Source organism: Micromonospora sp. LOL_015 (assembly GCF_048060275.1).
Classification (GTDB): Bacteria; Actinomycetota; Actinomycetes; order Mycobacteriales; family Micromonosporaceae; genus Micromonospora_E.
This window is the reverse complement of record NZ_JBHMIO010000026.1, coordinates 50,115-76,428: the sequence shown is the minus strand read 5'-3', so window position 1 is coordinate 76,428 and position 26,314 is coordinate 50,115. Positions and strand designations below refer to the sequence as shown.

Annotated in this window: 20 protein-coding genes; 9 read left to right on the top strand and 11 right to left on the bottom strand. The window is 71.1% G+C overall.

Going from position 1 to position 26,314, the window contains the following annotated elements; genetic code table 11:
- Positions 1 to 132: 132 nt before the first annotated feature.
- Positions 133 to 1,125, bottom strand: coding sequence for a glycosyltransferase family 2 protein (locus ACFHWU_RS20190; RefSeq protein WP_416556433.1), 993 nt, complete (start codon positions 1,123 to 1,125; stop codon positions 133 to 135).
- Between the two features lie 55 nt (positions 1,126 to 1,180).
- Positions 1,181 to 3,013, bottom strand: a complete 1,833-nt coding sequence (locus tag ACFHWU_RS20185) for a hypothetical protein (protein ID WP_416591285.1) — start codon at positions 3,011 to 3,013, stop codon at positions 1,181 to 1,183.
- 305 nt (positions 3,014 to 3,318) lie between these two features.
- On the opposite strand from ACFHWU_RS20185, the gene ACFHWU_RS20180 reads away from it, so the two are divergent.
- Positions 3,319 to 6,687: a S8 family serine peptidase gene (locus ACFHWU_RS20180; RefSeq protein WP_416591284.1), complete on the top strand. Its 3,369-nt coding sequence runs from the start codon at positions 3,319 to 3,321 to the stop codon at positions 6,685 to 6,687.
- A 108-nt stretch (positions 6,688 to 6,795) separates the two neighbouring features.
- Here ACFHWU_RS20180 and ACFHWU_RS20175 read toward each other — a convergent pair whose 3' ends face one another.
- A complete protein-coding gene (locus tag ACFHWU_RS20175; protein ID WP_416591283.1) occupies positions 6,796 to 8,244 on the bottom strand; it encodes a PepSY-associated TM helix domain-containing protein in 1,449 nt (482 codons plus the stop codon).
- Between the two features lie 62 nt (positions 8,245 to 8,306).
- On the opposite strand from ACFHWU_RS20175, the gene ACFHWU_RS20170 reads away from it, so the two are divergent.
- Positions 8,307 to 8,906 (top strand): DUF5134 domain-containing protein, encoded by a 600-nt coding sequence (locus ACFHWU_RS20170; RefSeq protein WP_416591282.1) that lies wholly within the window; start codon positions 8,307 to 8,309, stop codon positions 8,904 to 8,906.
- 112 nt (positions 8,907 to 9,018) lie between these two features.
- Here the strand turns inward: ACFHWU_RS20170 and ACFHWU_RS20165 are convergent, their stop codons facing one another.
- Complete coding sequence (locus ACFHWU_RS20165; protein ID WP_416568848.1) at positions 9,019 to 9,198, bottom strand: DUF397 domain-containing protein; 180 nt, start codon at positions 9,196 to 9,198, stop codon at positions 9,019 to 9,021.
- On the bottom strand, positions 9,195 to 9,941 hold the full coding sequence (locus ACFHWU_RS20160) for a helix-turn-helix domain-containing protein (protein ID WP_416591281.1): 747 nt from the start codon (positions 9,939 to 9,941) through the stop codon (positions 9,195 to 9,197). Before ACFHWU_RS20160 ends, ACFHWU_RS20165 begins: the two co-directional genes overlap by 4 nt.
- A gap of 395 nt (positions 9,942 to 10,336) precedes the next feature.
- On the opposite strand from ACFHWU_RS20160, the gene ACFHWU_RS20155 reads away from it, so the two are divergent.
- Positions 10,337 to 10,588, top strand: a complete 252-nt coding sequence (locus ACFHWU_RS20155; RefSeq protein WP_416591280.1) for a hypothetical protein — start codon at positions 10,337 to 10,339, stop codon at positions 10,586 to 10,588.
- Between the two features lie 865 nt (positions 10,589 to 11,453).
- On the opposite strand, the gene ACFHWU_RS20150 is transcribed toward ACFHWU_RS20155, so the two are convergent.
- Positions 11,454 to 12,833 (bottom strand): helix-turn-helix domain-containing protein, encoded by a 1,380-nt coding sequence (locus ACFHWU_RS20150; protein ID WP_416591279.1) that lies wholly within the window; start codon positions 12,831 to 12,833, stop codon positions 11,454 to 11,456.
- Positions 12,834 to 13,072: 239 nt separating this feature from the next.
- Between ACFHWU_RS20150 and ACFHWU_RS20145 the strand changes: the two genes are divergently transcribed.
- Together ACFHWU_RS20145 and ACFHWU_RS20140 are read left to right on the top strand one after the other, a co-directional pair.
- Positions 13,073 to 13,213 (top strand): hypothetical protein, encoded by a 141-nt coding sequence (locus tag ACFHWU_RS20145; protein ID WP_416568839.1) that lies wholly within the window; start codon positions 13,073 to 13,075, stop codon positions 13,211 to 13,213.
- A 686-nt stretch (positions 13,214 to 13,899) separates the two neighbouring features.
- Entirely contained in the window at positions 13,900 to 14,253 is a 354-nt protein-coding gene (locus ACFHWU_RS20140; protein WP_416591278.1) for a hypothetical protein, read from the top strand.
- A 17-nt stretch (positions 14,254 to 14,270) separates the two neighbouring features.
- On the opposite strand, the gene ACFHWU_RS20135 is transcribed toward ACFHWU_RS20140, so the two are convergent.
- A complete protein-coding gene (locus tag ACFHWU_RS20135) occupies positions 14,271 to 15,698 on the bottom strand; it encodes an Nramp family divalent metal transporter (RefSeq protein WP_416591277.1) in 1,428 nt (475 codons plus the stop codon).
- A gap of 192 nt (positions 15,699 to 15,890) precedes the next feature.
- Here ACFHWU_RS20135 and ACFHWU_RS20130 point away from each other — a divergent pair, with 192 nt between their 5' ends.
- A complete protein-coding gene (locus tag ACFHWU_RS20130; protein ID WP_416591276.1) occupies positions 15,891 to 16,850 on the top strand; it encodes a hypothetical protein in 960 nt (319 codons plus the stop codon).
- Here the strand turns inward: ACFHWU_RS20130 and ACFHWU_RS20125 are convergent.
- The 4 genes from ACFHWU_RS20125 to ACFHWU_RS20110 are packed head-to-tail and all read right to left on the bottom strand — an operon-like array spanning position 16,748 to position 20,946.
- Positions 16,748 to 18,106 carry an adenylosuccinate synthetase gene (locus ACFHWU_RS20125; RefSeq protein ID WP_416591275.1) on the bottom strand — a complete coding sequence of 453 codons (1,359 nt, stop codon included), beginning with the start codon at positions 18,104 to 18,106 and terminating at the stop codon, positions 16,748 to 16,750. The genes ACFHWU_RS20130 and ACFHWU_RS20125 overlap by 103 nt on opposite strands.
- Before the next feature lie 17 nt (positions 18,107 to 18,123).
- Positions 18,124 to 19,092, bottom strand: coding sequence for a hypothetical protein (locus tag ACFHWU_RS20120; protein ID WP_416591274.1), 969 nt, complete (start codon positions 19,090 to 19,092; stop codon positions 18,124 to 18,126).
- A gap of 28 nt (positions 19,093 to 19,120) precedes the next feature.
- The gene (locus ACFHWU_RS20115) at positions 19,121 to 20,131 is read right to left on the bottom strand and encodes a serine/threonine protein kinase (RefSeq protein WP_416556408.1); all 1,011 of its coding nucleotides are present in this window, start codon (positions 20,129 to 20,131) and stop codon (positions 19,121 to 19,123) included.
- Positions 20,128 to 20,946, bottom strand: a complete 819-nt coding sequence (locus ACFHWU_RS20110) for an NUDIX hydrolase (protein ID WP_416556406.1) — start codon at positions 20,944 to 20,946, stop codon at positions 20,128 to 20,130. The genes ACFHWU_RS20115 and ACFHWU_RS20110 overlap by 4 nt, the downstream gene beginning before the upstream one ends.
- A 219-nt stretch (positions 20,947 to 21,165) precedes the next feature.
- Here ACFHWU_RS20110 and ACFHWU_RS20105 point away from each other — a divergent pair, with 219 nt between their 5' ends.
- From ACFHWU_RS20105 to ACFHWU_RS20095, 3 genes are read left to right on the top strand one after another with little or no spacing between them, the layout of a single operon-like run.
- Positions 21,166 to 22,911 carry an ABC transporter transmembrane domain-containing protein gene (locus tag ACFHWU_RS20105; protein WP_416568832.1) on the top strand — a complete coding sequence of 582 codons (1,746 nt, stop codon included), beginning with the start codon at positions 21,166 to 21,168 and terminating at the stop codon, positions 22,909 to 22,911.
- Positions 22,908 to 24,707: an ABC transporter ATP-binding protein gene (locus ACFHWU_RS20100; RefSeq protein WP_416591273.1), complete on the top strand. Its 1,800-nt coding sequence runs from the start codon at positions 22,908 to 22,910 to the stop codon at positions 24,705 to 24,707. Before ACFHWU_RS20105 ends, ACFHWU_RS20100 begins: the two co-directional genes overlap by 4 nt.
- Before the next feature lie 46 nt (positions 24,708 to 24,753).
- Positions 24,754 to 26,175 carry a cellulase family glycosylhydrolase gene (locus tag ACFHWU_RS20095; protein WP_416591272.1) on the top strand — a complete coding sequence of 474 codons (1,422 nt, stop codon included), beginning with the start codon at positions 24,754 to 24,756 and terminating at the stop codon, positions 26,173 to 26,175.
- Positions 26,176 to 26,314 lie beyond the last annotated feature (139 nt).

Below are 26,314 nucleotides of genomic sequence, written 5' to 3'. Positions count from 1 at the left end.
GGGCCCACCCGCCGGGCCGCCCGGCCGGTGCCTACCGGCTACGGGCCTGGGCCTGGTGGCCGGCGGCCTGAGCCGGGCTGCCGCGGGCCGGATTGCGTGGCGCGACCATGCACAACGACCCCGCCCGCCGGATCATTCCGGGTCGGCCGCCGGGCCGGGGACAGCCGTCTCCCGCCGAGGTGTCGGCACCTGCGGCGTACCACCGGCCCCGTCGGACTCCATGACCAGGTAACGGGGTCGGCGCTTCGTCTCGTAGTAGATCCGGCCGATGTACTCGCCGATCACGCCGAGGATCATCATCTGGATACCGCCGAGACCGATGACGCTGACGATGATCGTGGTGTAGCCGGGGGCGTCGATCCCCCGGATCAGCGCCGCCGCGACCACCCAGGCCGCATACGCCACGGCGATGAACGTGAGCCCCATGCCGGCGTAGATCGCCGACCGCAGCGGCCGGTCGTTGAACGACAGCAGCCCGTCGAACGCGTAGTTCAACAGGGACCGGAAACTCCAGCGGCTGCCACCGTCGGCGCGGGCCTCGTTCGGGTACGCGAACACCACCGTGTTGAACCCGATCCACGAGTAGAGGCCTTTGGAGAACCTGTTGTACTCGGGCATGGCCCGCAGCGCGTCGACCGCCCGGCGGGACAGCAGCCGGAAGTCGCCCGCACCGTCGAGCAGTTGCACGTCCACCCAGCGGTTCATCAGCCGGTAGAACGTCCGCGACGCGACGGTACGGACGAACCGGTCACCCCGTCGGTCGCGGCACGCGATGACCTGGTCGTACCCCTGCCGGTACAGGGCGACCATATCGGGCAGCAGGCGTGGAGGGTGTTGCAGGTCGGCGTCCATCACGATGACGGCGTCCCCGCTGGCCCGGTCCAACCCGGCGAGCATCGCCGACTCCTTGCCGAAGTTGCGGCTCAGCGCGAGATACCGGACGGCCGGGTCGGCCGCCGCCAGCCGGCGCAGCTCGGCCAAGGTGCCGTCGGTGCTGCCGTCGTCGACGAAGACGTACTCGATCTCGACGTCGTCGAGCGCGGTCACCGCGGCGGTCACCGCCGTGTGCAGCCGGGTCAGCGAGGCGTCCTCGTTGAAGCAGGGCACCACGACCGACAGTCGCAGCGGCCGACTGGCCGGCGCGGGTGGTTCGGCCGGCGGGCCGGCCGGACCGGAAGGGTCAGTTGAGTCGGTAGACGAGGGCACCGTCGATCTCCTCACGGGTGATGCCCAACCCGTCGACCGGACGTTGGGCGACCCCGTCCCACGGTGTGCCGATCAGCCGGTCCGGCATCACCAGCACCGTACGCACCCCCAGGTCGCGCAGGTATCCGACGCTCGCCGGGTCGGGGAAGAACGCGGTGACCGCCCGGGTCTGCTCCTGGCCGGCCGGGACGAAACCGGCCAGACCGTTGGCGACCTGCGGGAAGTCTCCCTCGGTGGTCCACAGCATCACGTTCAACTCGAACGCGCCGGCGTCGCTGGGCAGCACCAGTACCGGCCCGGTGAGCTGGCCCCAGGCGGCCGGTGGGGTGGGCACCTGCGGATGGGCGGTGCGGTTCATTCCCTCGACCACCACCAGCGCCAGCGGGATCGCCAGGACGGCACCGGCGGCCTGCCGGGACCACCGCGGCCATCCGGCGGCGGCCCGGCGCAGCGCCGTGGCCGCGGCGGTGAGCGCCCCGGCGGCCAGCACCGCGAGGAGCAGGCTGGTCCAGATCATCATCCGCCCCGGGGTACGCAGCGCGTCCCAGCCCGGCAGGTGCTTGGACAGTGTCAGGTAGCCGGGGTCGCCGTCGCCGCCGAGCGTGGCGCCGAGAGCGAGCAGCGCCGTGCCGATGACTCCGGCGGTGAGCGCCACCCGGTGCCGAATCCGAAACGACGAGACGACCAGGCCGGCGGCGGCCAGGGCGATCAGCGTCACCCCGGGCAGCAGCGTCATCTCCGGCGGCCAGAAGATCTGCTCCCGGGTGCCGGCGTGCCGTTCTCCCCACAGCCAGGACTCGGCGGGTGCGGTGATCAGGCCGACCACCGGCGGGGAGAACATCTCGGTCCAGGCCAGGCTCCGCTCCGCCTGCGGGTTGAGCTCGACGACGTGGAAGTAGGCCGCCGCGATCGCGAGGGTGACCGCGCCGAAGATCACCCCGCCGACGGCGTCGGCGACGAGTAGCCGTCGGCCGAACGGCGGGCGGCGGCGGTGTCGCCACCAGGAGATCCCGTAGCCGCCGGCGGCGACGATCCCGGCGGCGAGCAGGAAGTAGACCAGCGGCAGTCCGATGCCGAAGCCGAGGCTGATCTGCCAGGCGGCGACCAGCCAGCCGGCGAGGGCCCAGCCCGGTCTGCGCCGTTCGGGGCGGTAGCCGTGCCGCAACGACCAGCCGTGGCCACGGGCGAGCATCGCCAGACACAGCGCGATTCCACCGGTGGAGAGGATGTTCATGTGCCCGGAGTGGGCCAGCCGCCAGGGGGCGAAGGCCCACGCGACCCCGGCCACCGCCGCGCCGATCCGGCCCGCGCCGAGCTGTCGGATCAGGGCGTACGCGCCGATGAACGCCAACGCGTACAGCAGCACGTACAGGATGTTGTAGCGGATCAGCGCGGCTTCGAAGCCGGAGCCGATCATCCCGGCCGGTGCGTAGCCGAGGAGTGTGTCGCTGTACGCGTAGGTGTAGCGCTCGGGGAAGAACGTGTTGGAGTGCCAGAGCCCGGTCGGGTCGGTCGACAGCGCGTGCCCGCCCCAGGCCACCTGCCAGGCCTGCAGGGTGGGGTCGGCGATGTCGCCGGGGATGGTGCTGGCGGGATGTCGCAGGGTGGGCCAGGTCAGCACCACCGCGAGGAGCAGTCCGCCGAGCACGGCCAAGGTCCATTCGTGCCGCAGGAACCGCCACAGCGGGGGCCGGGGGGCGGACAGGCGGTCTTGAGCGGTCTCCACGAGAATCGATGATCTCAAATCAGGACGTGGGCTGTCGAACCCGCCCGTCACTTGTCGGGCCGGATCTGGTCCGCCGATCATCGTCGCTTCGGTGACCCCGCGCAAGCCCGGCCGGACCTGCGAGAACCAGGGTTCGTTGTCGCTGACGTCAGCCTCAGCGGCTGTGGCGGGGTCCGTGCCGGAACGCAGGTCGTGCCGGAACGCAGATCGCACCGGAACCGGTGCCGGGCAGACCGGGTGACCGCAGATCCGTTGCCCAACGGGCTGATTGCCCGGGATTGACCCAGAAAGCCATCCTTAGGCCTGTTGCCCTGAAGGTCTGGTGTGTAACGCTGACGTTTCGCATCTGCCCGACGTCCTGACAGACGTCCAATGGGGAGGTATTGGTGACACGTTCGAGAAGACTCGTGGCGGCCGGACTGGCCGCCGTACTCGTGATCGGGCCGGGGCAACCTGGCCGGGCCACGCCGACGGACGGAGACAGCGCCAGTCGGACCTCTGCCGGACAGGCGCCGGCCGGTCAGCGCGCCACGGTCACCCTGCTCACCGGCGACCAGGTCACCGTCACCGGTACCGGCGCCGCTGCACTGCGCCCGGGCGAGGGTCGCGACGGCATGCAGTTCCGCACCTACCGGATCGACGGGGAGCTGCACGTCGTCCCACGCGACGCCGCCGAGCTGGTCCAACGCGGCACACTGGACAGCCGACTGTTCAACGTCACCAAGTTGATCGAGTGGGGCTACCACGACGCCGCGCGGGACACCCTGCCGCTGATCGTCACCACCGCGCGGGGCGACGTCGCCGCCCGTGGCACCGCCGTGCTCGCCGTCGATGGCCTCGACGTGCAGCGTGACCTGCCGGCGATCGACGGTGCGGCGGTGACCGCCGACAAAGCCACTATCGGCGATCTGTGGTCCATGGTGTCCGGCGGCCCGGCCGCCCGTGGCACCGACACCGGTATCCAGCGGATCTGGCTGGACGGCAAACGGCAGATGCTGCTGGACCGCAGCGTCGCACAGATCGGCGCACCCGCCGCTCACCGGGCCGGGTTCACCGGCGCCGGCGTCACCGTCGGCGTCATGGACAGCGGCGTCGACACCGGACACCCCGACCTGGCCGACGTCGTCATCGAGACGCGTAACTTCACCGACGGGCCGGAGGAGGGCGACACTACCGGCCACGGCACCCACGTCGCTTCGATCATCGCCGGCAGCGGCACCGCCTCCGGCGGCAAGTACCAAGGTGTCGCCCCAGCCGCGAAGATCATCTCCGCGAAGGTCTGCCCGGCGGCCTGGTGCGACGACTCGGCGATGATCGACGCGATGCACTGGTTCGCCGTGGACAAACAGGTCCCGGTGGTCAACATCAGCATCGGCGGCGGCGACGGACCCGAGATCGACCCCCTCGAGGAGGCGGTCAACACCCTCACCGAGCAGACCGGCACCCTGTTCGTCATCTCCGCCGGCAACGCCGGCGCCGACCGTACCGTCGGGTCACCCGGCAGCGCCGACGCGGCACTGACCGTCGGCGCGGTCGACCGCGACGGCTCGCTGGCCGACTTCTCCAGCCGAGGCCCGCGGGTCGGCGACGACGCCGTCAAACCCGACATCACCGCACCCGGTGTCGACATCGTCGCCGCCCGCGCCGAGGGCACCACCCTCGACGTCCCGATCGACGAGCACTATGTCTCCGCGCCGGGCACCTCGATGTCGGCGCCGCACGTCACCGGCGCCGTCGCGCTGCTCGCCCAACAGCAGCAGGGGTGGACCGCGCAGCAGTTCAAGTCCGCCCTGATGGGGTCCGCCGCGCCGCACCCCGGCACCGGTGCGTACCAGCAGGGCGCCGGCCTGGTCGACGTGGCCCGCGCCGTCACCCAGACAGTGACCGCCGCACCGGCCAGCATCTCCTACGGCCGCGCCCTCTGGCCGCACCAGGACGACGAGCCGATCAGCCGGACCGTGACCTACCGCAACAACGGCACCGAGCCGGTCACCCTCGACCTGGCCTGGGAGATCACCGGACCCGCGGGCGCGTCGGTGCCGGCCGGCATGTTCACCACCAGCGCCGCGCAGGTCGAGGTGCCCGCCGGCGGTACGGCCAGCGTCGACGCCACCGCCGACACCAGTGTCGCCGCCGCCGACGGCTACTACAGCGGCCAACTGGTCGCCACCGGCGGGCAGATCCGCGTCGTCACCCCCGTCGGGGTGCACCGCGAGGTCGAGAGCTACGACGTGACCGTGTCGCACATCGACGTCGACGGCGGACCAGCCCAGTCGTACTGGACCGCACTGGTCGGTCTGAACAACTCGTACTTCGACTTCCCGTACCACGAGGACGGCACCGTGGTGACCCGACTACCCAAGGGCGAGTACGGTCTGTTCGCCACGATCGATGAATTCGACGAGGAGGGCGAGCCGACCAGCAGTGCCGTCCTCGCCCAGCCGCGCCTCACCGTCGCTGCGGAGGCCACTGTCACCCTGGACGCCCGGCAGGCCGCACCGGTGCGGGCCACCGTGCCGCAACCGGCCGCCCGCGCCGCGATCGTCGACGTGACCGTCGGCTTCGACACCGTCGGCGGTCCGGCGGGCGTCGGTGCCGCGTACCCCGGATTCGACGGGGTGTCGTCGAAGCAGCTCGGCGGCGACGACCCGGCGCCTGCGTTCGGCTCATCCATCTCCCACCAGTGGTTCAAGCCGGACCCCGACGGCGGGTACGCGAACAGCCCGTTCGCCTACGCGCTGAGTGAGGTCTTCGACGGCCGGCTGCCCACCGGGTACCAGCGCGACTACGCCGCGGGTGACCTGGCCAGGGTGCGGCAGGACTTCCGGGGCATCCCGACCGGTGACGTCTCCGACCGGCTGCTCGTCGCCGAGTTCGACGACCCGAAACTGGGCGCGTTCACCGAGCTGACCGAGGTGCGCGTTCCAGGCGAACGGATCGAGTGGTTCAGCACCGACCGGGTGGCCTGGTTCTCCGACCTGTACTTCTCCAACTACTCGGTGGAGGACGACTGGCTGGAACCGGTGTCGTTCCTCTACGCACCGGCGCGCGCCTACCCCGCCGGTGGCCGACGCACCGACATCTGGAACCTGCCGCCGTTCGGCCCGGCGATGCCGGCGACGTCGTCGCCGACCGGTTGGGCCAGCCGACTCGGCGACGAGATCCTGGTGGAGGTGCCACTGTTCGGTGACGCCGCCGGGCACGCCGGCGGTTCGGTCGCACTGACTGAGCGCACCGCGCTCTACCGTGCGGGCGAGTTGGTCGAGGAGTGGGAGACCGGCGGCTTCGGCTATTTCGTCGTACCGCCTGCACAGGCCGACTACCGGCTGGAGACGTCGGCAACCCGTGACGTCGGTGACCTGGCCACCGAGGTGAGCCTGGTCTGGACGTTCCAGTCTGGGCGGGTCAACGGTGACCAGTGGCGGCGGCTGCCCGTCATGGTGGCCCGGCCGGCGCCGCCGGTCGACGAGGCCGGCGCCGCCCCGGCCGGCGACCAGGTCGACATTCCGGTGACGGTGCGCCGGCAGACCGGGGTCACGGTCAACCTGGACGCGTTGTCGGTCGAGGTCTCCTACGACGACGGCACCACCTGGCTGCCGGCTCCGGTGCGTGCCGACGGCCGCAGCTGGGTGGCCACGGTCCAGCATCCGGACAGCGAAGGTTACGTGTCGCTGCGGTTCGGTGCCGAGGACCGCAAGGGCAACACGTTCACCCAGACGGTGATCAACGCCTACCGGCTGGTCGCCGCCGACTAGCGTTTTCTCACTCCCCAGGCCCCGGTGGCCGTGACCCGTACCCGGGTCACGGCCACCGGAGCCGCACCAGCTGGGGCGCCGGATCGATCTGAGGGGTGCCGGTTCGGCTCAGACCGTGCCGAAGAAGGACTTCAGCGCGGGCACCCGGCGGATGAGGAACTGGTCCAGCGCCAGGACGACCAGCAGGGACAGGCCGAACAGGGGCAGGAAGACGCCGAGTACGACCATGGAGGCGAGCAGTACCCAGCTGCCCCAGACGGGGAGTTTCGCACGCGGTGCGGCGAGGCCGGAGGCCGTGGCCCGACGGGTCCACCACATCATTGGTCCGGTGACGCACATGAAGATCACGGCGAGGCAGAACAGCGTGGACATGATCGTGTTGAAGGTGCCGAGGCGGCGCCCTTCGTGCAGGGCGATGCCCTGCGAGACCACCTTCGCCATCGCGCTGTAGTCGTCGTAGCCGTACTGGCCTACCACGTCGCCGCTGTACTGGTCGACGTGGATCGTCGTCTCCTGGGTCACGTCGGACTCGGCGGGGTTACCGACGTCGTACCACTGGCTGCTCATCACGCTGAACACCCCGGTCTCGCCCTCCGGGTACAGGATGAGGTACGGCCCGGGGGCACCCAGCGTCTGGGCCGCGTCGACCGCCCGGTCGATCGAGATCGGGGTGCCGCCGCCGGTGCTGCTGCCCTGCGGGGCGTTGCCGGAGGCCCACCCGGCGGGTGCGGACTGACCATCGCTGTCCTCGATCTGCTGTCGGATGGTGGACTCGGCACCGGGGTCCGCGCCCCACAGCCCGGAGCCGGAGTTGACGGCGATCTGCTGGGCCTGAGCACCCCACACACCGGTCCAGGGCAGCCCGGAGACGACCAGCAGCAGGATGCCGAGGCCGACGGGGAGCCCGACGAGGGCGTGGTAGCTGCGGAGCCGGGCACCGCGGTTGCCCTTGGCTTCGGCGCCACTGCGCGCACGGCGGCCGAGGAAGAAGATGATGAACCCGGTGATCGTCAGCACGATCGCCCAGGAGGCACCGAGTTCGACGATGCGGTCGCCGAAGCCACCGTCGCCGATGAGCAGGTCGCCGTGGACGCGTTCGGCCCAGGTGGAGATGAGCTGGTCCTGGCTGAGTTCGCCGGTGACGGTGGCGGTGTAGGGGTCGACGTAGATGTTGGTGCTGCTGCCGTCGTCGAGCCCGACGACGAACAGGGTCGCCCGGTCGCCGGTGCCGTCCTGCACGGACAGGATGGGACGGTCCGGGAAATCCGCGCGGACGGCCGCTTCCTGGGCGGACAGCTCGGCCCGTTGCGCGCCGTCGGCCACCGGCACCTGCAGTACCCCGGGGTGGGCGAGGGAGTCCACCTCTGCCCGGAACATGTAGGTCATACCACTGACGGCGAGGCAGAAGAGTACGGGTATGACGAGGACTGACCCGTAGAAGTGCCAGCGCCAGAACGCGGCGAACCAGTTCGTCTTCCGCGGCCGGGCCGGGGACGAGGGCGCATCCTCGGGCGGCGTCTCCCCGGGAGGCGGTGTCTCGGCTTCTACGGTGGTCATCGGCTGGCCCTTCCTGATCGTCACGTTGTTCGTCGGTGGAACCTGTGGTACTAGCTAGAGTCGTGCTGGAGACACCCTGGGTTCCCGTCCTGACGATCGTTTTCCTGCTGACAGGGCTCGTCTGTGTCGGTGACCTGGTCATCCGTCGCCGTGGCGTGCCACGCGACCAGGCGTTCTCCGACGCGGAGCTGATAGACATCAATCACTGTGTGATGAGCGCCGCGATGATCCTGATGGCCTGGCTGATGGTGCACGGCCCGGTCGCCTGGGCGCAGGTCGCGATCTTCGGCATCCTGGTGCTCGCGTTGCTGCCCGGGTACGGGCGGGCGCGTGGCAGGCCGGAGCGCGTCGACGTGCTGGGCCACGTCACGCAGAACCTGGCGATGATCTGGATGCTCACCGCGATGCCGACCCTGATGTCGGAGATGGGGATCGGCGGCGGCTCCGGGCACGCGCACGGGGTGGCCGCCGCCGGGGCGACGCCCACGCCGACTCCGGCGTGGGCGGACATGACGAACGTCGTCTTCGTGGCCCTGAGCACGGCCGGGGCGCTGTGGTGGCTCTACCGCGCCGTGACGACGTCCGGCCATCGGCTGCATCTGCTCAGCTACGGCGTCATGAGCGCAGGCATGGCGACGATGCTGCTGCTGATGAACGTGTGAGACCCGCTGGCGGGTACGGATCAGCCCTCGGTCCGGTCCTCATCACGGACCGGACCGGACCGAGGCTGCGGTGCGTGGCAGCCGGGCCGGTCAGCTTCCGGCTGGCCGGTGATCAGCGGGTGACGGTGATGTTGGCGATGAACGACCGCCAGGCAGCCGGGGCGAAGTCGAGGGTGCCGCCATCGCGGTCCTTGGTGTCCCGGACGAACACCCGACCAGGAAGATTCTCGGCCACCTCGACACAGCCCTGAGTGTCGCTGTGCGTGCTCTTGTGCCAGCGCGCGCCGGTCATGTCCATTTTTCAGCCGTCCTCATGATCAGTTCTAGGCTCTGATGGCTCGGCAGAGCGTACCCCCGGATCGCTTCCCAGGTCTGCTCAAGCTCTGCGGTGTCGTCTGGGGCTTCGACCACCTTGCCGCGTAGGTGGCCTTCCACGTAGCCGACCGCTCGACCGTCCACGGTGGCAAAAATGAATCCGCCATCGACGCCGGGGTAGGCACCGGTCGACAGCGGGACCAGGTGAATCTGGACGTTGGGGCGTTCGGCGGCCTCGGCGAGCGCGGTGAGCTGCTGGTGCATCACCTCCGGCCCGCCGACGCCACGATGAAGCAACGCCTCATCGATCACCGCAGCAAGATGACACGGGTTCGACTCGCGTCTCAGGATTTCCTGTCGTTCGATTCGAGTGGAGATCGCTGTCTCCAGTTTCTCGCCGTGGATGCCGTAGGTGGTGAGCACCGCTCGTGCATATGGCTCAGTTTGCAACAGACTGGGTACGACCAAGGGTTGGAAGGCTCGGAGCAGGCTCGCCCGCTGCTCGTACTCGATGAAGGGCTTGAACCAGATCGGGGCGTGTTCGCCGATGACGAACTCGCGGTAGAATTTCATGAAGGCGGTGCCGAACACCTTGTCGACCATGCCCAGGTAGTTGGGCAGGGCGGGGCGTTCGCCGCGCTCGATCGAGCCGACGTGCTTTGCCGAGAAGTGGACGCGCTCACCCCAGGACTCCTGGGTGAGGCCCATCGACTCGCGCACCCGCCGTAACTCCGATATCAGATACTCGCTGCCGCTCACAAGCCCCTCGCATCCCTCGGATTCCCTCGTGCCCACGCGGCGGAGGCATCGCCGAAAGGCGTCCCCGTTGATTGAAGTCGCCAACTATCTTCCTTGACGAATGCAGAGGCGTCCAGCATGGATCTTGGTCCTGTGGATAACTGCCAGATCAGGCTGAGGAATTGATCTTCGGGCTTCTATCAGATTAACTCTTGCCGCTGCAAGGCTTTCGCATCCCTCGGATTCCCTCGTGGTGGTCGAGGTTCGCGTCATGGGACTCCCGGCGTGCACGGGGTCACCGGTCGGGTTCCGCCAACTGCGAATCGGAGTCCAGGGTGGGATGTCGCAACTCGTTCGGCTATCCAAGGAGGATCCTGGTGATGCACAGGAATGACGGGATCGGCGGGACGTGCCGGCTGACCTCCGCCCGCGCGGTCGACCCCGCCCCGGCCAGTGCGATCGACGCCGCGCTTGACCCCGGTGACACCGTCGTGGCGCAGGCGGTGCGCCAGGCGCGGCTGGACATCGCCGAGCATCTGCCGTCGGCGCGGCTCGGCGAATGCCGCACCTGTGACGTCGCCGCGCCGTGCCGGCCGTTGCTGCGGTCGCTGGTCATCCTCGACCGGTAGGACCCGGGCAAGGCCCGCCGGGTGCGGGCGGTGCTGCAGCTGTCCGGGCTGATGCCGGACGGCTACCCGCACGGGAAGGACGACGACGATGTCTGACCAGCCGCTGCGGGTCGGTGAGACGCTGCACCTGGGATCGTCGGCGGTGGACGCGACGGCCGGATGGTGGCGATCGCCGTCTACAAGCGGTCGTTGACCCACCCCGGGGTGCGGGAAGCCCCGCGCGCCGGCAACGGGACCGACCCGTAGCAGTGAGAAGCCGGCGCGGCCGGCGCGGTGCCGGCACCGACTTCATCGCGACCGACGATCCGTATCAACGCGCCGAGCTCCTGGCGAGTCACCTGCACCGGATCGAGGCCGCACACGACCGTATGCGGGCAGCGGTGGTGTCGCTGCGCCAGCTGCTGCGACCCGACGCCGTGACACTCGACGTCGAACTGCGTTCCGTTTCCGCCCGGACCGTGGCCGCCAGCAGTGCACAGGTCCGGGTCGAGGACTCCGTCGACTGGTCCAGCCTGGCCATGGACGAGCTGCACGCGGCCTTCCCGCCCACGGAACGCACCGGGCTACCCGGTGGCCGGTACGCCAACGAACTGTTCACCAGCGGCGCCGGCGTCATGGCTGATCAATGGGGTTCGCGAGTACACCTACACCACGGATTTTGTCAGCGCTCACCGCATTGGAGACGCCCGTGTCGACGTGGTGCAGCATCTGGCGGGGAACTTCCCGGATGGCTCAGCGGACCTGCACTACCGGTTCGACCTGGATGGTGCCGCGTCGACCGCTGGGTTACGGCAACAGCTGTTGTTGATCCACTGCGCGTCATCGACGCGACACTACGGTGGGACGTTTGCTCGGGCGGATCGGATTATGCGTCAGCCCCGATGCGGGTGGCGAAGGCGCGCAGGTCCGGAAGGGACCGGTGGCGGTCGCTCGCCAGCAGGTCGACGGTCAACCGCTGAGCCCACGGCCGGTAGCGGACCTCCTGCGGCGCGGTCTGCTCGGCGGCGAGCAACGCCCGGTACGCCTCGATGTTCGCGCCTCGGCCGTGCAACGCCAGCGCGGTGTCCTGCCAGTAGCGGGCCCGACGCTCCACGGTGCCCAACTGCTGCGGGGTGATGGTGCGGGCGCATTCGACCGCCGCGCCGAAGTCACCCAGCGCTCGGCAGACTCCGATCCGGTACAACGCGACGTCGACGCTGCCGAAGGCGGGCTTCAGATCCGCTCGCCGGGCGGCCTCGTCCGCCTCGGCGAGCAGATCCAGTGCGGTGTCCCGCCGGTCGCCGAGTGCGGCCGTGTAGGCGGCGGTGGCGAGCAGCCGCCCGTACGCGGTGACGTCATCGCGTTGCCGCAGCTCGGTGGCGGTGTCGAGCGTCGCCGCGCCGGTGAGCACGACCTTCTGGGCGGTGTCGCGGTGTAGGGTCCGGCGGAGCACGATCGCGGTGATCCGGGCATGTTCGGCCTGCAGCAGCGGGTCCCCGCAGGCTCGCGCCGTCTGACCAGCCCGGTCCATGATCGACCAGGACATGCCGTCCTCGTGCAGCTTGATCAGCACCTGTGCGGTGAGGTGGTACGCCCGGGTCGCCAGGGCGGTGGCCGCACATCGTCGGTCATCGGCGGCGTTCGCGGTGACCGTCGCCGCGCCGGTGACCAGCTGCGGTAGGCGGGTGGCGAGTCGCGCGTACCGACACGCCTGAAGGTCCGCCGACGCGGCGGCCAGCGTGGCGCGCAGCTCGACCGGGCCGACAGGTGGGGTGGTGCTCGGCTCCGCGCCGAGGAGCAGGCCCGACAGTCCGGCCGCCAGCTGCGGCGGGCGGGCAGTGGCGTGGCCGGCAGAGCCTGGGCCCGTGGGGATCGCCGCACCGGCGAGCCCCGCCAGACCGCTCAGTACCGCGCGCCGTCGGATCACGTCCTCTCCCGTCTCAGGCCAGGATCGGCTACCGGGAAGCCTAACGATCGAAGTGGACCCGTGGTGGCTGGCCGATGTGCCAGAGTTGGTCAAGCCGAACAGCTCCGGTGGAATGTCGAACACGTCGGCGAGCCGTCGTAGGGCGGACACGTCGGTCAGGCGCTGGCGGCCGCGTTCTATCCGCGACAGGCTCGCCGCGGAGTAGCCGCAGCGTCGTCCGGCCTCCGCGAGGGTCAGCCGGGCGGCCGTGCGGGCCAGCCGGATCAGGTTGCCGTAGTCGCCGGCTGCCGCCGCCCGACGCGTCTCGGGAAGGCCAGCCCACCGGCGGTCGCCGCTCATCGCAGTCTCCCACCCATGGTCACGCTCGGTATTGCCTCCACTGTGCAACGGACGTGCCAGCGCGTGCAAAGCGCTTGCGTATCCGGTAACGGGGCGTGTCGGCGCTACCTGGTCGCTGCTGTCCTGGAAGGGCGGCGGTGATGGCGCCGGACGGTGGGTGAGGAGCGAAGACAATGGATCAATCGGATCAAGGTCGACCTGGCCTTCGCCGGGTCGCTGTCGTCAATCGGACACTTGGTATGGGCCTGTTCGGCGTCATGGCGATCGTCGTCATCATGCTCGTGGCGGGTGGTCCCGGGCGATCGGCTGCGGTGAGCGCGATCGGCGGGATCGTCGCCGCGCTGGCCGGCCTCGCCGCCGCGTACCTCCGTCAAGGATGAGCTGGGCGTCATAGATCCATAGCTGATGGTGATTGCTGGGCTGCCCGGTGGGCGGAAGCGGTCCGCGTGGTCGATGCGCATTCCGTCGCTCTCGGGCGGAAAGCGATCATGTTTCGGCAGCAGCCGGTGGGATGGCCTTGCGGAGCTGGGGGCGACCATGAGCCCGAGATCGGGGCCCATCTCCGGAGCGAGGACGACACGAACGGCGCATGACCGAAGTCTAAGCGTAGTGGCGATATAACGAGCGGAGCCGCCCCTGGCAGGTCGATGAGGTTGACAGGTGTCCATGACGGCAGCCGCCCCGGCCAGTGCCGAGACCGCCAGGATCGATACGTGGGTGCGCGACCGCAACACTGGTGCCCGGGTGGCTGGCGTATGCGTGTTCGCGACCCCGGTCCGGGTGTTCAGCATTCCAGCGCAGTGCCGGCCGAACAGCGGCCGTACCGGTCGGGTGTCCATCGATGTACCAGGGCCCGGCTCCTACCACCTCTTCGCGTTGCCGGCTCCGGGCAGCCCGTACGGCGCGCAGTGGGTTGGACCGGACGGCGGCACCCGGGTCCAGTCCGGGGCCCGCCGGATCACTGTGGCGGCCGGCGAGACCAAGTCCGTGCCGGCGGTCATGCTCGACCTGCGGGCCACCATCACCGGGTACATGGTGCACAGAAAGGGGGGAGATCGTCGGCGGTGTGGTCGGTGTCGCCGGTCGTGCCCAGGTCGACCTCGTCCCGGCGGTCGTCGGCACCCCGGACCCGGCGACCTACCGGCTGCGGCACGGCGGCGAGTTGACCGTTCACATCCTCGACGAGCCGACGAGCGCCGGCCGGCAACTGGTCCTGTACAACTCCGGATCCGGCGAGCATGTCGGGTCGGTGGCGATCGGCGACGGCGCCACCTGGGGATTTTTGCGGGTCAGCGGCGGGCAGCACGTCAAGATCCGGTGCCGCTGTACGGGTGGCGACCGCTGGTACGGCGGTTCGGACTTCGCCATGGCCGCCTCGGTGCGGGTCCGTCACCGGGACTGGTTGAACCTGATCCTGTGAGTCGGTGCCGGACCGGGTCAACCGATCCGGACTCCGACCAGGCTCAGCAGGTAGACGACGGCGAAGGCGCCGAAGAACACCCCGGCGGTGCCGAGCGCCACCTGGCTGGTCCACGACGGCCGTACCGGTGCGGGGAGCCGGCGGTTGACGTACATGGTGAGGCCGACCACGACGGGGGTGTGCGCGGCGGCGATGATACCGCCGACCGACAGGATCTCGACCGGGTTGCGGACCAGCAGGAACAGCACCAGCGGGGCGAGAGTCATGGCGACCGCGACATAGGTCAGGTAGACCGCCCGTGGGTGGCGGCTCAGGCGGGCCAGCCTGCCGGTCTGTTCGCCGTCATCAGCCGGTTCGTCGTCGGATCGGCCGGCGGTGATCAGTCTGGTGGCGTCGGCGTACGTGCGCGCCCAGCCGTCCTGGTTGGCGAAGATGGTGCCCCAGAGAGCAACCACCACACAGGTCAGCAGCAGCACCTCACCGAAGGTGCCCCACAGGTCGCCGAGCAGCGCGGTCAGGTCGCGGGCGACGTCGACCCCGTCGGGTACCCGCCCCTGCGGGGCGAGCAGTTCGGCGCCCAGCACCAGGAAGGAGACGATGACCAGTCCACCGCCGGCGACGCCGAGCGCGGCGGTCCGGCTCATCGTCCGGGTCCAGCCGCGTACCCGCTCGATCCGCTCGTCGCCGCCGACCTGCCCGTTTGAAGGCACATCGTCGCGGGCCCCGGCATCAGTCTGATCCGTTGACGAGGACGGGCCCGTCGGCCCGCCGAAGCCACGCGCCGCCACCCAGTAGGAGAACCACATGATGCCGACGGCGCCGGCCAGGATGAATCCGACCCAGGGCAGCACGAAGTACAGGTCGAGGTCGTCCGGCACGCCCGGCACCAGGCCCGTCACGATGTCGCCGCTGACCGTGCTGGCCGCCGCGGTGATGGCTGCGCCGACCAGGACCAGGGCCATCACGGCGGTGATCCGTTCCACGCCCTGGTAGCGGCCGGCCAGCACCAGTGCCCCGGAGCCGAGGATGACGGCGCTGGCGTAGACCGCCTGTCCGCCGGGCAGCGCCACCATGAGCGCGCTGCCGACCAGGGCGGCGATACCGGCGATGGTGACCACCCCGGCGACGATCTGCGGCACGAAGATCACCCAGATCGCCCAGTTGGCCGGCCCCGGTACGTCGCGGAAGCCGTCGAGCAGGGTGCGGCCGGTGGCAACGCTGTACCGGCCGGCCTCCCGGATCATGATCCACATGAAGACGGTCACGATCAGCGCCAGCCACAGCAGTTCGTAGCCGTACCGCGCGCCGATCCGGGGGGTGAACAGCACCGAGCCGGAACCCACTGACGACACCATCCACAGCAGGCCGGGTCCGTACCAGCGGGGCCGGTCACGGCCGGCCGGGACGGGGGTGGGCTGTTGGCGCAGACGGAAGGCGGTCGGCATGGTGAGATTCCCTGAGCGGTCTTTGTGCGGAGAACCGGACCTCTCCGGACCTACCCACATGCCGGTGGGTGACACCTGGGTGACGGACACTCGTCGACACACCGGCCGTCCTGCCCAGCTTCCCCGACTATCACGCAGGCGAATAGTAGGCATGTCATTACTTTGTGTTCCGGAAAGATCGGCAGGTGAGCAATGACAAGCAGTGCGCAGTGGTGTCCGGCCACTGGGTCGAGCATCTCCTCCGGCAACACTCGGTGGCTGGTGTCGGCTGCGGCCGGGATGGCACTGGCAGCGGTGATGGCCAGTGGCGCGGCGGCCGCGCCGGCCTCCGGGGCCGGCACCGGCAGCGGCAGTGCCATCACCACCCGGGTGTTCGACCGGACCACCGGGGAACCGGTCAAGGGCGTCTGTGTGCTGGCGCTGCCGGTGCTCACGTTCCGCCTGCCCAACGCCTGCTCGATGCGCAGCGGCGGCGGCGGACGGGTGACGGTCGAGGTGCCGGAACCCGGGCAGTACAACCTGTTCGCGCTGCCCAAACCGGACAGCCCGTACGGTGCCCAGTGGGTCGGCCCGGGCGGCGGCACCGGTCGCCAGCAAGAGGCACGTCGGGTCACCCTCGCCGCAGGTGAGACCAAGCGGGTGAATCAGATCCTGCTGGATCCCCGCGCCACGAAGATGTGGTCCGTGCCGGTCGGTGCCGACGGCACCTTCGACATCGACTGGGTCGGTCCGTACGAGTGGCCGGTGTTGTTCCGGTTGGACCGCGAACCAGCACAGTGGAGCGGAAAGGTCGGCAACCGGCTGCGGGCCGAGACCGTGCCGGCGGTGATCGGTGGCCCGGCCGAGCCGTACCAGTTCTGGCCCACGAGTCAGACGCGGGGTTTCGTGCGGGTGGTGGTCCGCGACGAAGGGCCGGGTCTGCCGGGTCGGGTGATCTTCTACAACGCGGTCACCAGGGACGTGATGGGCTTCGACGACTTCGGCCAAGGCAGATGGAAGTGGGTGGTGCAGGAGTACATCACCGGCGGTCAGCAGATCAAGATCGAATGTCAGTGCCCCGAAGGGACCCGCTGGTACGGCGGCACCGACTTCGACAGCGCCACCCCGGTGGCCGTGCCGTACTTCGGCTCCGTCTCGGTCGACCTGCGGTAACGCGACAGGACGGCCTTATCGGTGGCGGTGGGGCCGTGCGAGGTCAGCCAGACCGGCACACCGAGCGCCGCCTCGACCGCCGCCACCCAGGAGTCCGGGTCGGGCTCCGGGTCGGCGGCGTACCGGGGTCGGCTGGCCAGCAGCTTCGCGGTCAGCGCTGCCTGCCGGTCCAGGTCGCCGGGCGGGCCGACCGGCAGCCGGTCGGCCCAGTCGTAGCCGTCGCACAGCCGCAGCCGGTGCGCGCCGACCAGGTCCAGGTGGGTCAGCGCGAGGGCCTCGAGGTCGCCGGTGACGTCGAGGGCGTACCGGTGGGCGACGGCGTCGAAGTGGCCGAACCGGAACCGCCCCTGCCAGGCGTTGGTGCCGTTGTGCCGCTCCGGCGGCCGCAGCGTCGGGTCCTCGGTGACCAGCGGGCCGGGCCCGTGCCGGGGGGTGACCACCCGCAGCACCCCGAGCCGGGTCGCCGTACCGGGCATCCCGGCCTCGGCCAGCAGCGTGTCGACGTTGCCGTACGTCGTGGTGCTCCACGTGGTGTACGGGTAAAACCCGTGCCACTCGTCGAGAAGCACCCCCTGGGCGCCTTCGAAGACGACGGTTCCGGCGCGCAGCAGGCGGGTCGTCCATGACCGGTCGACGATCGACACCCGCCGCGCGAAGGCGGTGAACGCGGTGACAGTGTCCGCCACCGGTGGGGCGTACAGCGGCCCCAGTTCGGCGGTGAGCCGGTCGCGCAGCAGCCTCAGCCGGTGCCGCAGCAGGCCTTCGTCGAGGCAGTCGCCGACCCGGGGCGCGGTGTCGGGGTGGGCGAGAGCGTACGACATGCTCTCGCCCACCCCCATCCCGCAGGAGCCGTGCCGGTCGGCCCCCCGGGCGATCTCCCGGGCCTGGTTCGCGGCCCGGTGGTACGGGGTGGCCAGCAGCGCCTCCCGGTCGACGGTCACCTGGTCCAGCGCGTCGGGCACCCCGATCCCGGCCAGGTGCGTCGCCTCGCCGGCCAACGCCAGCGGGTCGACGACCACGAACCGGGACAGGTGTGTCGGTACGCCGTGGAAGGTGCCGGCGCCGAACTGGGCGAAGGTGTGGCTCCGGCCGTCGGGCAGGACGACGTTGTGTGCCGCCTGCCCGCCCCCGTTGAACCGGATGATCGCGTCGACCGGCCGGCTCGCGCACAGCCAGTCGACGACGGTGCCCTTGCCGGCGTCGCCGTAGCCGAGGTCGACCACGGCGACGTGCCGGCCGGTTGCGTCCCCGGCCACGCTGCTGGCCACCCAATTCACAGCCGGATCACCCGGTCGGCGTGGCCCGAGGTGGCCGGCAGGGTGCCGCGTACCGCCGGGGTGCGGTCGGTGCCGATCCGGGCGAGGGCCCGCGACACGGTGCCGGCGGCGTCGCCGGCACCGACGTCGCGCAGGTCGGCCAGGGCGGTGTCGAGGTCGCAGGCCTCTTCGCCGAGCGCCACGGTGGTGGCGATGGTCTCGCAGACCGCGTCCAGGTCGTCGAGTTCGACCGCGTTCTGCCCGAGCAGGGTCCGCCAGAAGTCGAGGATGCGGCGGTTGCCGGCGTAGTGGCTGCCGGCCGGCATCAGGTAGTAGGTGTCCCACCGGCGGCGGACCTCGTCGACGACGGCGCGCAGCGGGACGTCCTCGTCGAGGTCGTCCCCGATGAATTTCCGGACCTCGCGGGCCTTGACCTTCGGGTACGCCATCTCGTCGCCGATGACGAACAGGTAGCCGCGCTTGCCGCGCCGCTCGTGGCAGTCGATCGACGTGTGCCGGGCCATGAAGTACATGGCGAGCTCGTACGACTCCATCATCTGCCCGCCGCCACCGCCTTCGAGCACGATGTTGCCCAGGTGCTCGTCCATCCGGTTGTCCGACTCGAACTGGCCGATCTGCAGCGGCACCCGGTCGCAGGTGGCGTCGCCGATCGCACCGAACAGGATCTGCGGATCGGTGACGTAGCCCTTGCGCAGCAGCAGGCCGAGCAGTTGCGGCAGCTTCTGCTGCAGCGTCCGGGGCACGCCGCCCATCGATCCGGTGACGTCGAACAGGACGGCGACGGCCAGCGACTGAGGGTGTTCGGTCGAGTCGCGGCTCTCCCGGGCGGCGACGCCGCACGGGTCGAGGGTCGGGTGGACGGTGCGGGCACCGCCGTCGCTGTAGGCGAACGCGCTGGCGCCGGTGGCCTTGCGGTAGGCGCTGGCTGCGCGGTAGACGTCGGTCGACCAGGCTCCACTGCCCATGTCGGGCCTCCTTCGAAGCGGGTGATTCTTAACGGTGGTTGGGGTCGGGGATGGTGAATGGCCGGAACCGGCGGCGGCCCCAAAGCCGTTCGAGCAGGTCGTCGAATTCGGCGAGCAGCCGCCACGCGTCGTCGGGCCGCTGCCGTAGCGCGGCCAGCTGGCAGCCGTCGGTGAACCGGCGCATCGGCTCCGGTGCCTGATCGCCGGTCAGCCAGTCGAGGCAGCGGGCGGCCATCGCGAGGTCGGTTCCGGGGCCGGGGCTGCGGCGTCGGCGGATTTCGTCGGGGTACCAGTCGGCGTACGCCGGGACCAGCGCCGGCACCGGCGTGCCGTCGATGCTGGCGTAGCACCAGTCGACCAGCACCACGCCGTGCTGGTCGGGCTCGATGAGGACGTGGTCGGGTAGCACCGCGCCGTGGACCAGCCCGGCGCGGTGGGCGAAGCCGAGCGCGACCAGCAGCCGCCGCCACATCCAGGCCGCGTCCCGGGCGTCGACCCCGTCGGGGTACGCCCGACGGACCTCGGCGAGGCTGCGCAGCCCGGCGGCGGTGCCCAGCGCGGTGACCTGCCGGACGGCGCCGGTGCCGGTGTCGCGGTGCCGGAACTCGTCCACCACCCGGGGCACGTACGGCAGGTAGCGGGCGTCGCCCCGCTCGGCGAGCCGGGTCAGCGCGGTCGCCTCCCGGGCGATCAGGTCGTTGTTGGCCGGATCCCGGGGCACCTTCACCAGTTGGTCGTCGCCGTGCCGGTACAGGTCGGCGAGGTCGCCGGTGTAGCGGGCAGTCCGGTCCACGACGTACCGGTGCCGACCGGTGTCGATGGTGACGGTGTCCCGGCCGTCGGCGAGGTGCTCCCGCCACAGCTCGGTCAGCTGCATGAACGCGGCGGTGGCGCGCGGGTCGGGTGTGGCCGCCCCGGCGGTGTCCGGGTGCAGCAGCCGGGCCAGCTGGTGGTAGCGCCGAGTCGTCTGGTCGGTGCCGAAGACCTCGGCCGGGTGGTGCGCGGTCAGGACGAGTTTGATCGCCTCGGTCACGGTCATCTGACCTCCTCCTCCCGGGCGGGTCGCAGCAGCGCCGGGTGCAGCAGCCGGGCGTCGCCGGCCCGGTAGATGCGCGAGCGGGGTCCGCCGCGCGGGCCACCGCGTTCGGTGGTGGCGCCGACGCTTTCCAGGAAGCCGGGTACGGAGAGCACCTTGCGGTGGAAGTTGCCGGCGTGCAGTTCGACACCCCAGACGGTCTGGTAGACGCTGCGCAGCTCGCTGACGGTGAACTCGTCGCCGACGAACCGGGTGGCCAGTGGGGTGTACTCGAGCTTGGCGCGGGCCCGGTCCAGGCCGTCGACGACGATCCGGGCGTGGTCGAAGGCGAGTCGCCGGCTGGTGCCGGGTCGTTGCCGCACCGGCCGGTCGGGGTCGGCCCGTTCGGGTAGGCCGAGCGCGTCCACCGGCACCCAGGCCGCGGCGGCGGCGTCGCTGCCGGCCGCCGGGTGGGGCAGCTCGGGCGCGAAGGCGAGGTACGCCACGGAGACCACCCGCATCCGTGGGTCCCGCTCGGGTGCGCCGTAGCTGGCCAGCTGCTCCAGATGCACCCGGTCCATCGCGGCGGCCCGGCCGGGCCGGGTGTCCAGCCCGGTCTCCTCGGCCAGCTCCCGGGCGGCGGCGGTGGGCAGGTCCTCGTTGGGCTGGACGAAGCCGCCGGGTAGCGCCCAGGCCCCTTCGTGCGGCGGCGCGCCCCGCCGCACGAGCAGCACGTGCAGCTGTGCGTCGCGGATGGTCAGCGCCACCACGTCGACGGTCACGGCGACCGGCGGGAACGCCCGGGGGTCGTAGCTGGCGAGGAACTCGGCCTCCGACATCGCGGTCCTTCTCGTTACTAGAAAGTCTCTGATCAAGAACTACTCAATCTGAGAGTAACCTATCTCATGGTGGACCGGATGTCACCCCAACGTGGCGACTGTCATGTCCGGTGCCGGTGATCGACGATGGAGCCCGGTCGCGGCTTAGGTTAGCCTCGGCTCACCGGTAGCCGGTCGGTGAGCCGGCCCGTCACCGACCCCGCCGGAGAGAGACCCGCCGTGCCCGTACCCCGTCCCGCCCCGCTGACCGCGGCCCGGCTGCTGCGGCGCACCCTGCGCCGGCACCGCGGCCGGCTCACCGCCGGCGTCGTACTGCTCAGTCTGCACCAGGCGGCCGAAGCGGCGGTACCGCTGGCCATCGGACTGATCGTCGAGCAGGCCGTCGCGACCGGCGACTGGACCGCGCTCGCGGTCTCGGTGGCCGGACTGGCCGCTCTGTTCACCGTCCTTACCTTCGCCTGGCGGTTCGGTGCCCGGCTGACCGAGACCGCGATCCACCGGGAGACCCACCGGCTCCGGGTGGAGGTCGCCGGGCGGGCACTCGACCCACGCGGGCACCGCACCGGGCTTCGCTCCGGCGAGCTGCTCGCCATCGCCGCCGCCGACGCCGAACGGACCGCGTTGATCATCCGGGCCGCCACGGTCGCCGTCGCCGCCGTGGCGGCGCTGGCGGTCTCGTCCGTGGTCCTGCTCACCATCGACGTGCCGCTCGGCCTTGGTGTCCTGCTCGGCGTGCCGGCGCTGGTGCTGGCCCTGCAGGCGCTCGCCCCAGTGGTCACCCGACGTACCGGCGCGCAGCAGGCCGCCGCCGGGGCGACCACCGCGCTCGCCACCGACCTGGTCGACGGGCTACGCGCGCTGCGCGGGTTCGGCGCGCAGCGCAACGCGGCCCGGCGCTACCGCGAGTCGAGCCGGCACACCCTCCAGGTGACCCTGCGGGCGACCACCATGGCCGGCGTCTACCAGGGAGTCACCGCTGGCGCCAGCGGGCTGCTCCTGGCCGGCGTCGCTGGCGCGGCCGGCGTGATGGCGGTCCGGGGCCGGATCGGCGTCGGTGAGTTCATCACCGTGGTTGGTCTGGCTCAGTTCATCGCCGAGCCGGTCCGTGTACTCGGCTTCTGTGGCCAGCTCGCCGCCGCCGCGCGGGCCTCGGCCGAACGGGTCGCCCGGGTGCTCGCCGCGCCGCCCGCCGTGCTGCCCGGTCAGCGTCCGGCGCCCCGGCCGCAGCCGGCGCGCCTGGCTCTGACCGCGGTCAGCTACCGCTCGCTGCGCGACGTCGATCTGCGGCTGGCAGCGGGGGAGCTGCTCGCAGTGGTGGCGTACGAGCCGCGCGACGCCGAAGCGCTGCTCGACCTGCTGCGCGGCGCCGTCGCCGCCGACGACCATCGGGGATCGGTGGCGGTGGACGGCGTACCGGTCGCTGAGCTGACCCTCGACGGCCTGCGCGAACGGGTCCTGGTCGAACCGCACGACACGGCGCTGTTCGCCGGCACGCTACGCAGTAACCTGCTGATCCGACCCGGCCAGGCAGCGGATCCGTTGCCTGCTGCGATCGGCGCGGCGTGCGCGGACGACATCGTCGCGGCGCATCACGCCGGGCTCGACCATCCGGTCACCGACCGGGGCGCCAGTCTCTCCGGCGGCCAGCGACAGCGGATCGGGCTGGCCCGGGCGCTGGCCGCCGACCCGCCGATCCTGGTGCTGCACGACCCGACGACGGCGGTCGACGCGACCACCGAGGAACGGCTGGCGGCCGGTCTGCGAGCGGCCCGCCACGGCGGTCGTACGGTGGATCCGACCGTCCCGGCCGAGGCCCCGGCCACCCTGGTGGTGACCAGCAGCCCGGCGCTGCTCAGCCGGGCCGACCGGGTCTGCGTCCTGGCCGCTGGTCGGGTGGTGGGCACCGCGCCGCACCACGATCTCGTTCGGACCGATCCGACCTACCGCGCGGCGGTGCTGCGATGACCGGCCGCGCCCGCGACCGGCTGCCGACCGCCACCGGCGGGCGCACCTGGGCGGTGCTCGGCGGGCAGCTGCGCCGCGCCGGTGCGCTGAGCGGATCCGCGCTGGTGACCGTCCTGGCGGCCAGCGCCTCTGGGCTGGTCGCGCCCTGGGTGCTCGGCGTCATGGTCGACGACATCCGGGCCGGCACCGGCACCGGGCAGGTGGTCCGTTCGGTGGTGCTGATCGTGCTCGCGGCCACGGTCGGCGCCGTACTGACCGGTCTAGGCGCCGCGCTGGTCGCCCGGACCGGCGAGACCGTGCTGGCCCGGTTGCGCGAACGGGTGCTCGACCGGGCCCTGCACCTGCCCGGCCGGACGCTGGACCGCACCGGCACCGGCGACCTGCTGGCCCGGGTCGGTGACGACGTGTCGGTGGTGACCCGGGTCATCACCGACACCGCGCCGGTGCTGGTGTCCGCGCTGCTGACCGTCGGGCTCACCATCGCCGGACTGTTCGCGCTGGACTGGCGGCTTGGCCTGGCCGGGTTGACCGCGGTGCCGATGTACCTGCTCGCGTTGCGCTGGTACCTGCCCCGCTCCGGGCCGAACTACGCGCGGGAACGGGTGGTCACCGGGGAACGGTCCGAGGCGATGATCGGCGCGTTGCGCGGCGCGGCGACGGTCCGCGCGTACCGGCTGGAGGCGGCACACCTCGCCGCGATCGAGCAGCGCTCGGCGGCGTCGCGCGACCTGTCGGTGTCCGTGCTGCGGATGTTCACCCGGTTCGGCTCCCGGCTCAACCGGGCCGAGTGCGTCGGTCTGACCTCGGTGCTGGTGGTCGGCTTCCTGTTGGTGCGGGCGGACCTGGTGACGGTCGGGGCTACCACGGCCGCTGCGCTGTACTTCCACCGGCTGTTCAATCCTCTCGGCGCGCTGGTCGCCGAGTTCGACCAGGTCCAGCAGGCCGGGGCCAGCCTGGCGCGCCTGGTGGGGGTGGCCGATCTGCCCCCGGCACCGGCCGTGACCGGGCCGGTCGTGTCAGCCGACACCGGGCTCGAGATCGACGGCGTCAGCCACCGGTACGACGACGGCCCGTTGGTGCTGTGCGACGTGACGCTGCGGGTCGAGCCGGGGCAACGGGTGGCGCTGGTCGGGGTCAGCGGCGCGGGCAAGAGCACCCTGGCCGGCGTGGTCGCCGGGCTGCTCCGGCCGACCGCGGGCACGGTCCGGCTCGGCGGGGTGCCGGTCGCCGGGCCGGATCGTGCCGGTCACCCGGGGCTCGCCGGTCGGATCGCGCTGGTCAGTCAGGACGTGCACGTGTTCGCCGGTCCGTTGACCGAGGATCTGCGGCTGGCCCGCGCCGACGCCACCACCGACGAGATCACCGATGCGCTGGCCACGGTGGGCGCGCTCGGTTGGGTCCGGGCATTGCCCGACGGCGTCGACAGCGTAGTCGGTGAGGGCGGTCACCAGCCGACCGCCGCTCAGGCGCAGCAGCTCGCTCTGGCCCGGTTGGTGCTGGCCGATCCGGACGTGGCGATCCTCGACGAGGCGACGGCGGAGGCGGGCAGCGCCGGCGCGCGGGACCTGGAACGGGCCGCGTTCGCCGCGACCGCCGGTCGGACGACTCTGATCGTCGCGCACCGGCTCACCCAGGCCCGGCGGGCCGACCGGATCGTGGTGCTCGACGCCGGCCGGGTCGTGGCCTCGGGTACGCACGACGAGCTGATCGCCGCCGGCAGCGACTACCGGCGGCTGTGGGACAGCTGGACCGGTGGTCCCACCTTGTCGGTTGACCCTACTGAGAATCTTGTTTAACGTCGCACGTCGATGTGTTGTGCCCGCTGACCTGAGGGAGGGCGTCGTGCGCCGTTGGAGTTTCGTCGTCGCGGCCGGAGGGCTCGCGGCGGCCGTCGTCGGGGCGGTGGCCCTGCTCGCACCGTCGGCCAGTGCCGCCACCGCGGCCTTCGTGAAGGTCAACGACTGGGGCAGCGGCTACGAGGGCCGGTTCACCGTCACCAACGACACGGCCGGCACCATCACCTCCTGGCAGGTGGGCTTCGACCTGCCGACCGGCAGCCGGATCAGTTCGTCGTGGAACGCGCGGTCGGCCGCCGTCGGCAACCGGTACACGTTCGACAACGCCAGCTGGAACGGCACCATCGCGGCCGGCGGCAGCACGACGTTCGGGTTCATCGTCGTCGGCAGCGGCACACCCGGCAACTGTACGGTCAACGGGGCCGACTGCGCGGGTGGACCGGCTCCGACCACCCCACCGCCGACCACTGTGGCTCCGACCACGCCACCGCCGACCACCCCGCCGCCGACGACGGCTCCGCCGACCGGCACCACGCCGGTCGCGATCAACGGTCAGTTGCGGGTCTGCGGAGTCAACCTGTGCAACCAGCACGGCCGCCCGATCCAGTTGCGCGGCATGAGCACGCACGGACTGCAGTGGTACGCCCACTGCCTCGACGACACCTCGCTGGACACGCTCGCCACCGACTGGCGGGCCGACGTCCTGCGGATCTCGATGTACATCCAGGAGGACGGCTACGAGACCGATCCGCGCGGCTTCACCGACCGGGTGCACGGACTGATCGACGAGGCGACCGCCCGCGGCATGTACGCCATTGTCGACTGGCACCTGCTGACCCCGGGTGACCCAAACTACAACCTGGACCGGGCCAGGACCTTCTTCGCTGAGATCGCCCAGCGGCACGCCGGCAAGCCAAACGTGCTCTACGAGATCGCCAATGAGCCGAACGGGGTCGACTGGGCCGGTATCAAGATCTACGCCGAGCAGGTCATCCCGGTGATCAGGGCGGCCGACCCGGACGGCGTCGTGCTGGTCGGCACACGGGCCTGGTCGTCGCTGGGTGTGTCGGAAGGCGGCAGCGAGGCCGAGGTCATCGCCAATCCGGTGAACGCGACCAACATCATGTACACCTTCCACTTCTACGCCGGCTCGCATCACGACGCGTACCGCTCGGCGCTGTCGCGGGCGGCGGATCAGCTACCGATGTTCGTCACCGAATTCGGCGTCCAGACCTACACCGGAGACGGGGCCAACGATCTGGTCAACGCCCAGTTGTGGATCGACCTGCTGGAATCGCGCAAAATCAGCTGGGTGAACTGGAACTATTCCGACGACTTCCGGTCCGGGGCGGTCTTCCGAACCGGGGTGTGCGGCAGCGGCTCCTACGCCGGTACCGCCCCGCTCAAGGAGGCAGGTGTCTGGATTCGGGAACGGATTCGCAGTGCGGACGACTTCCCGACCCACTGAAAGCCGGCATTAGCCACCGAGCGGGAGTATTCGCGTCGGTCGGTGGGGTGCCGTGAGGCCGAACCGGAAGGTCGGCACGGTGCCCCACCGCCTTTCCGGCATGTGCCGCATAGGAACTATGCGGCGTAGGGGAGCGGGA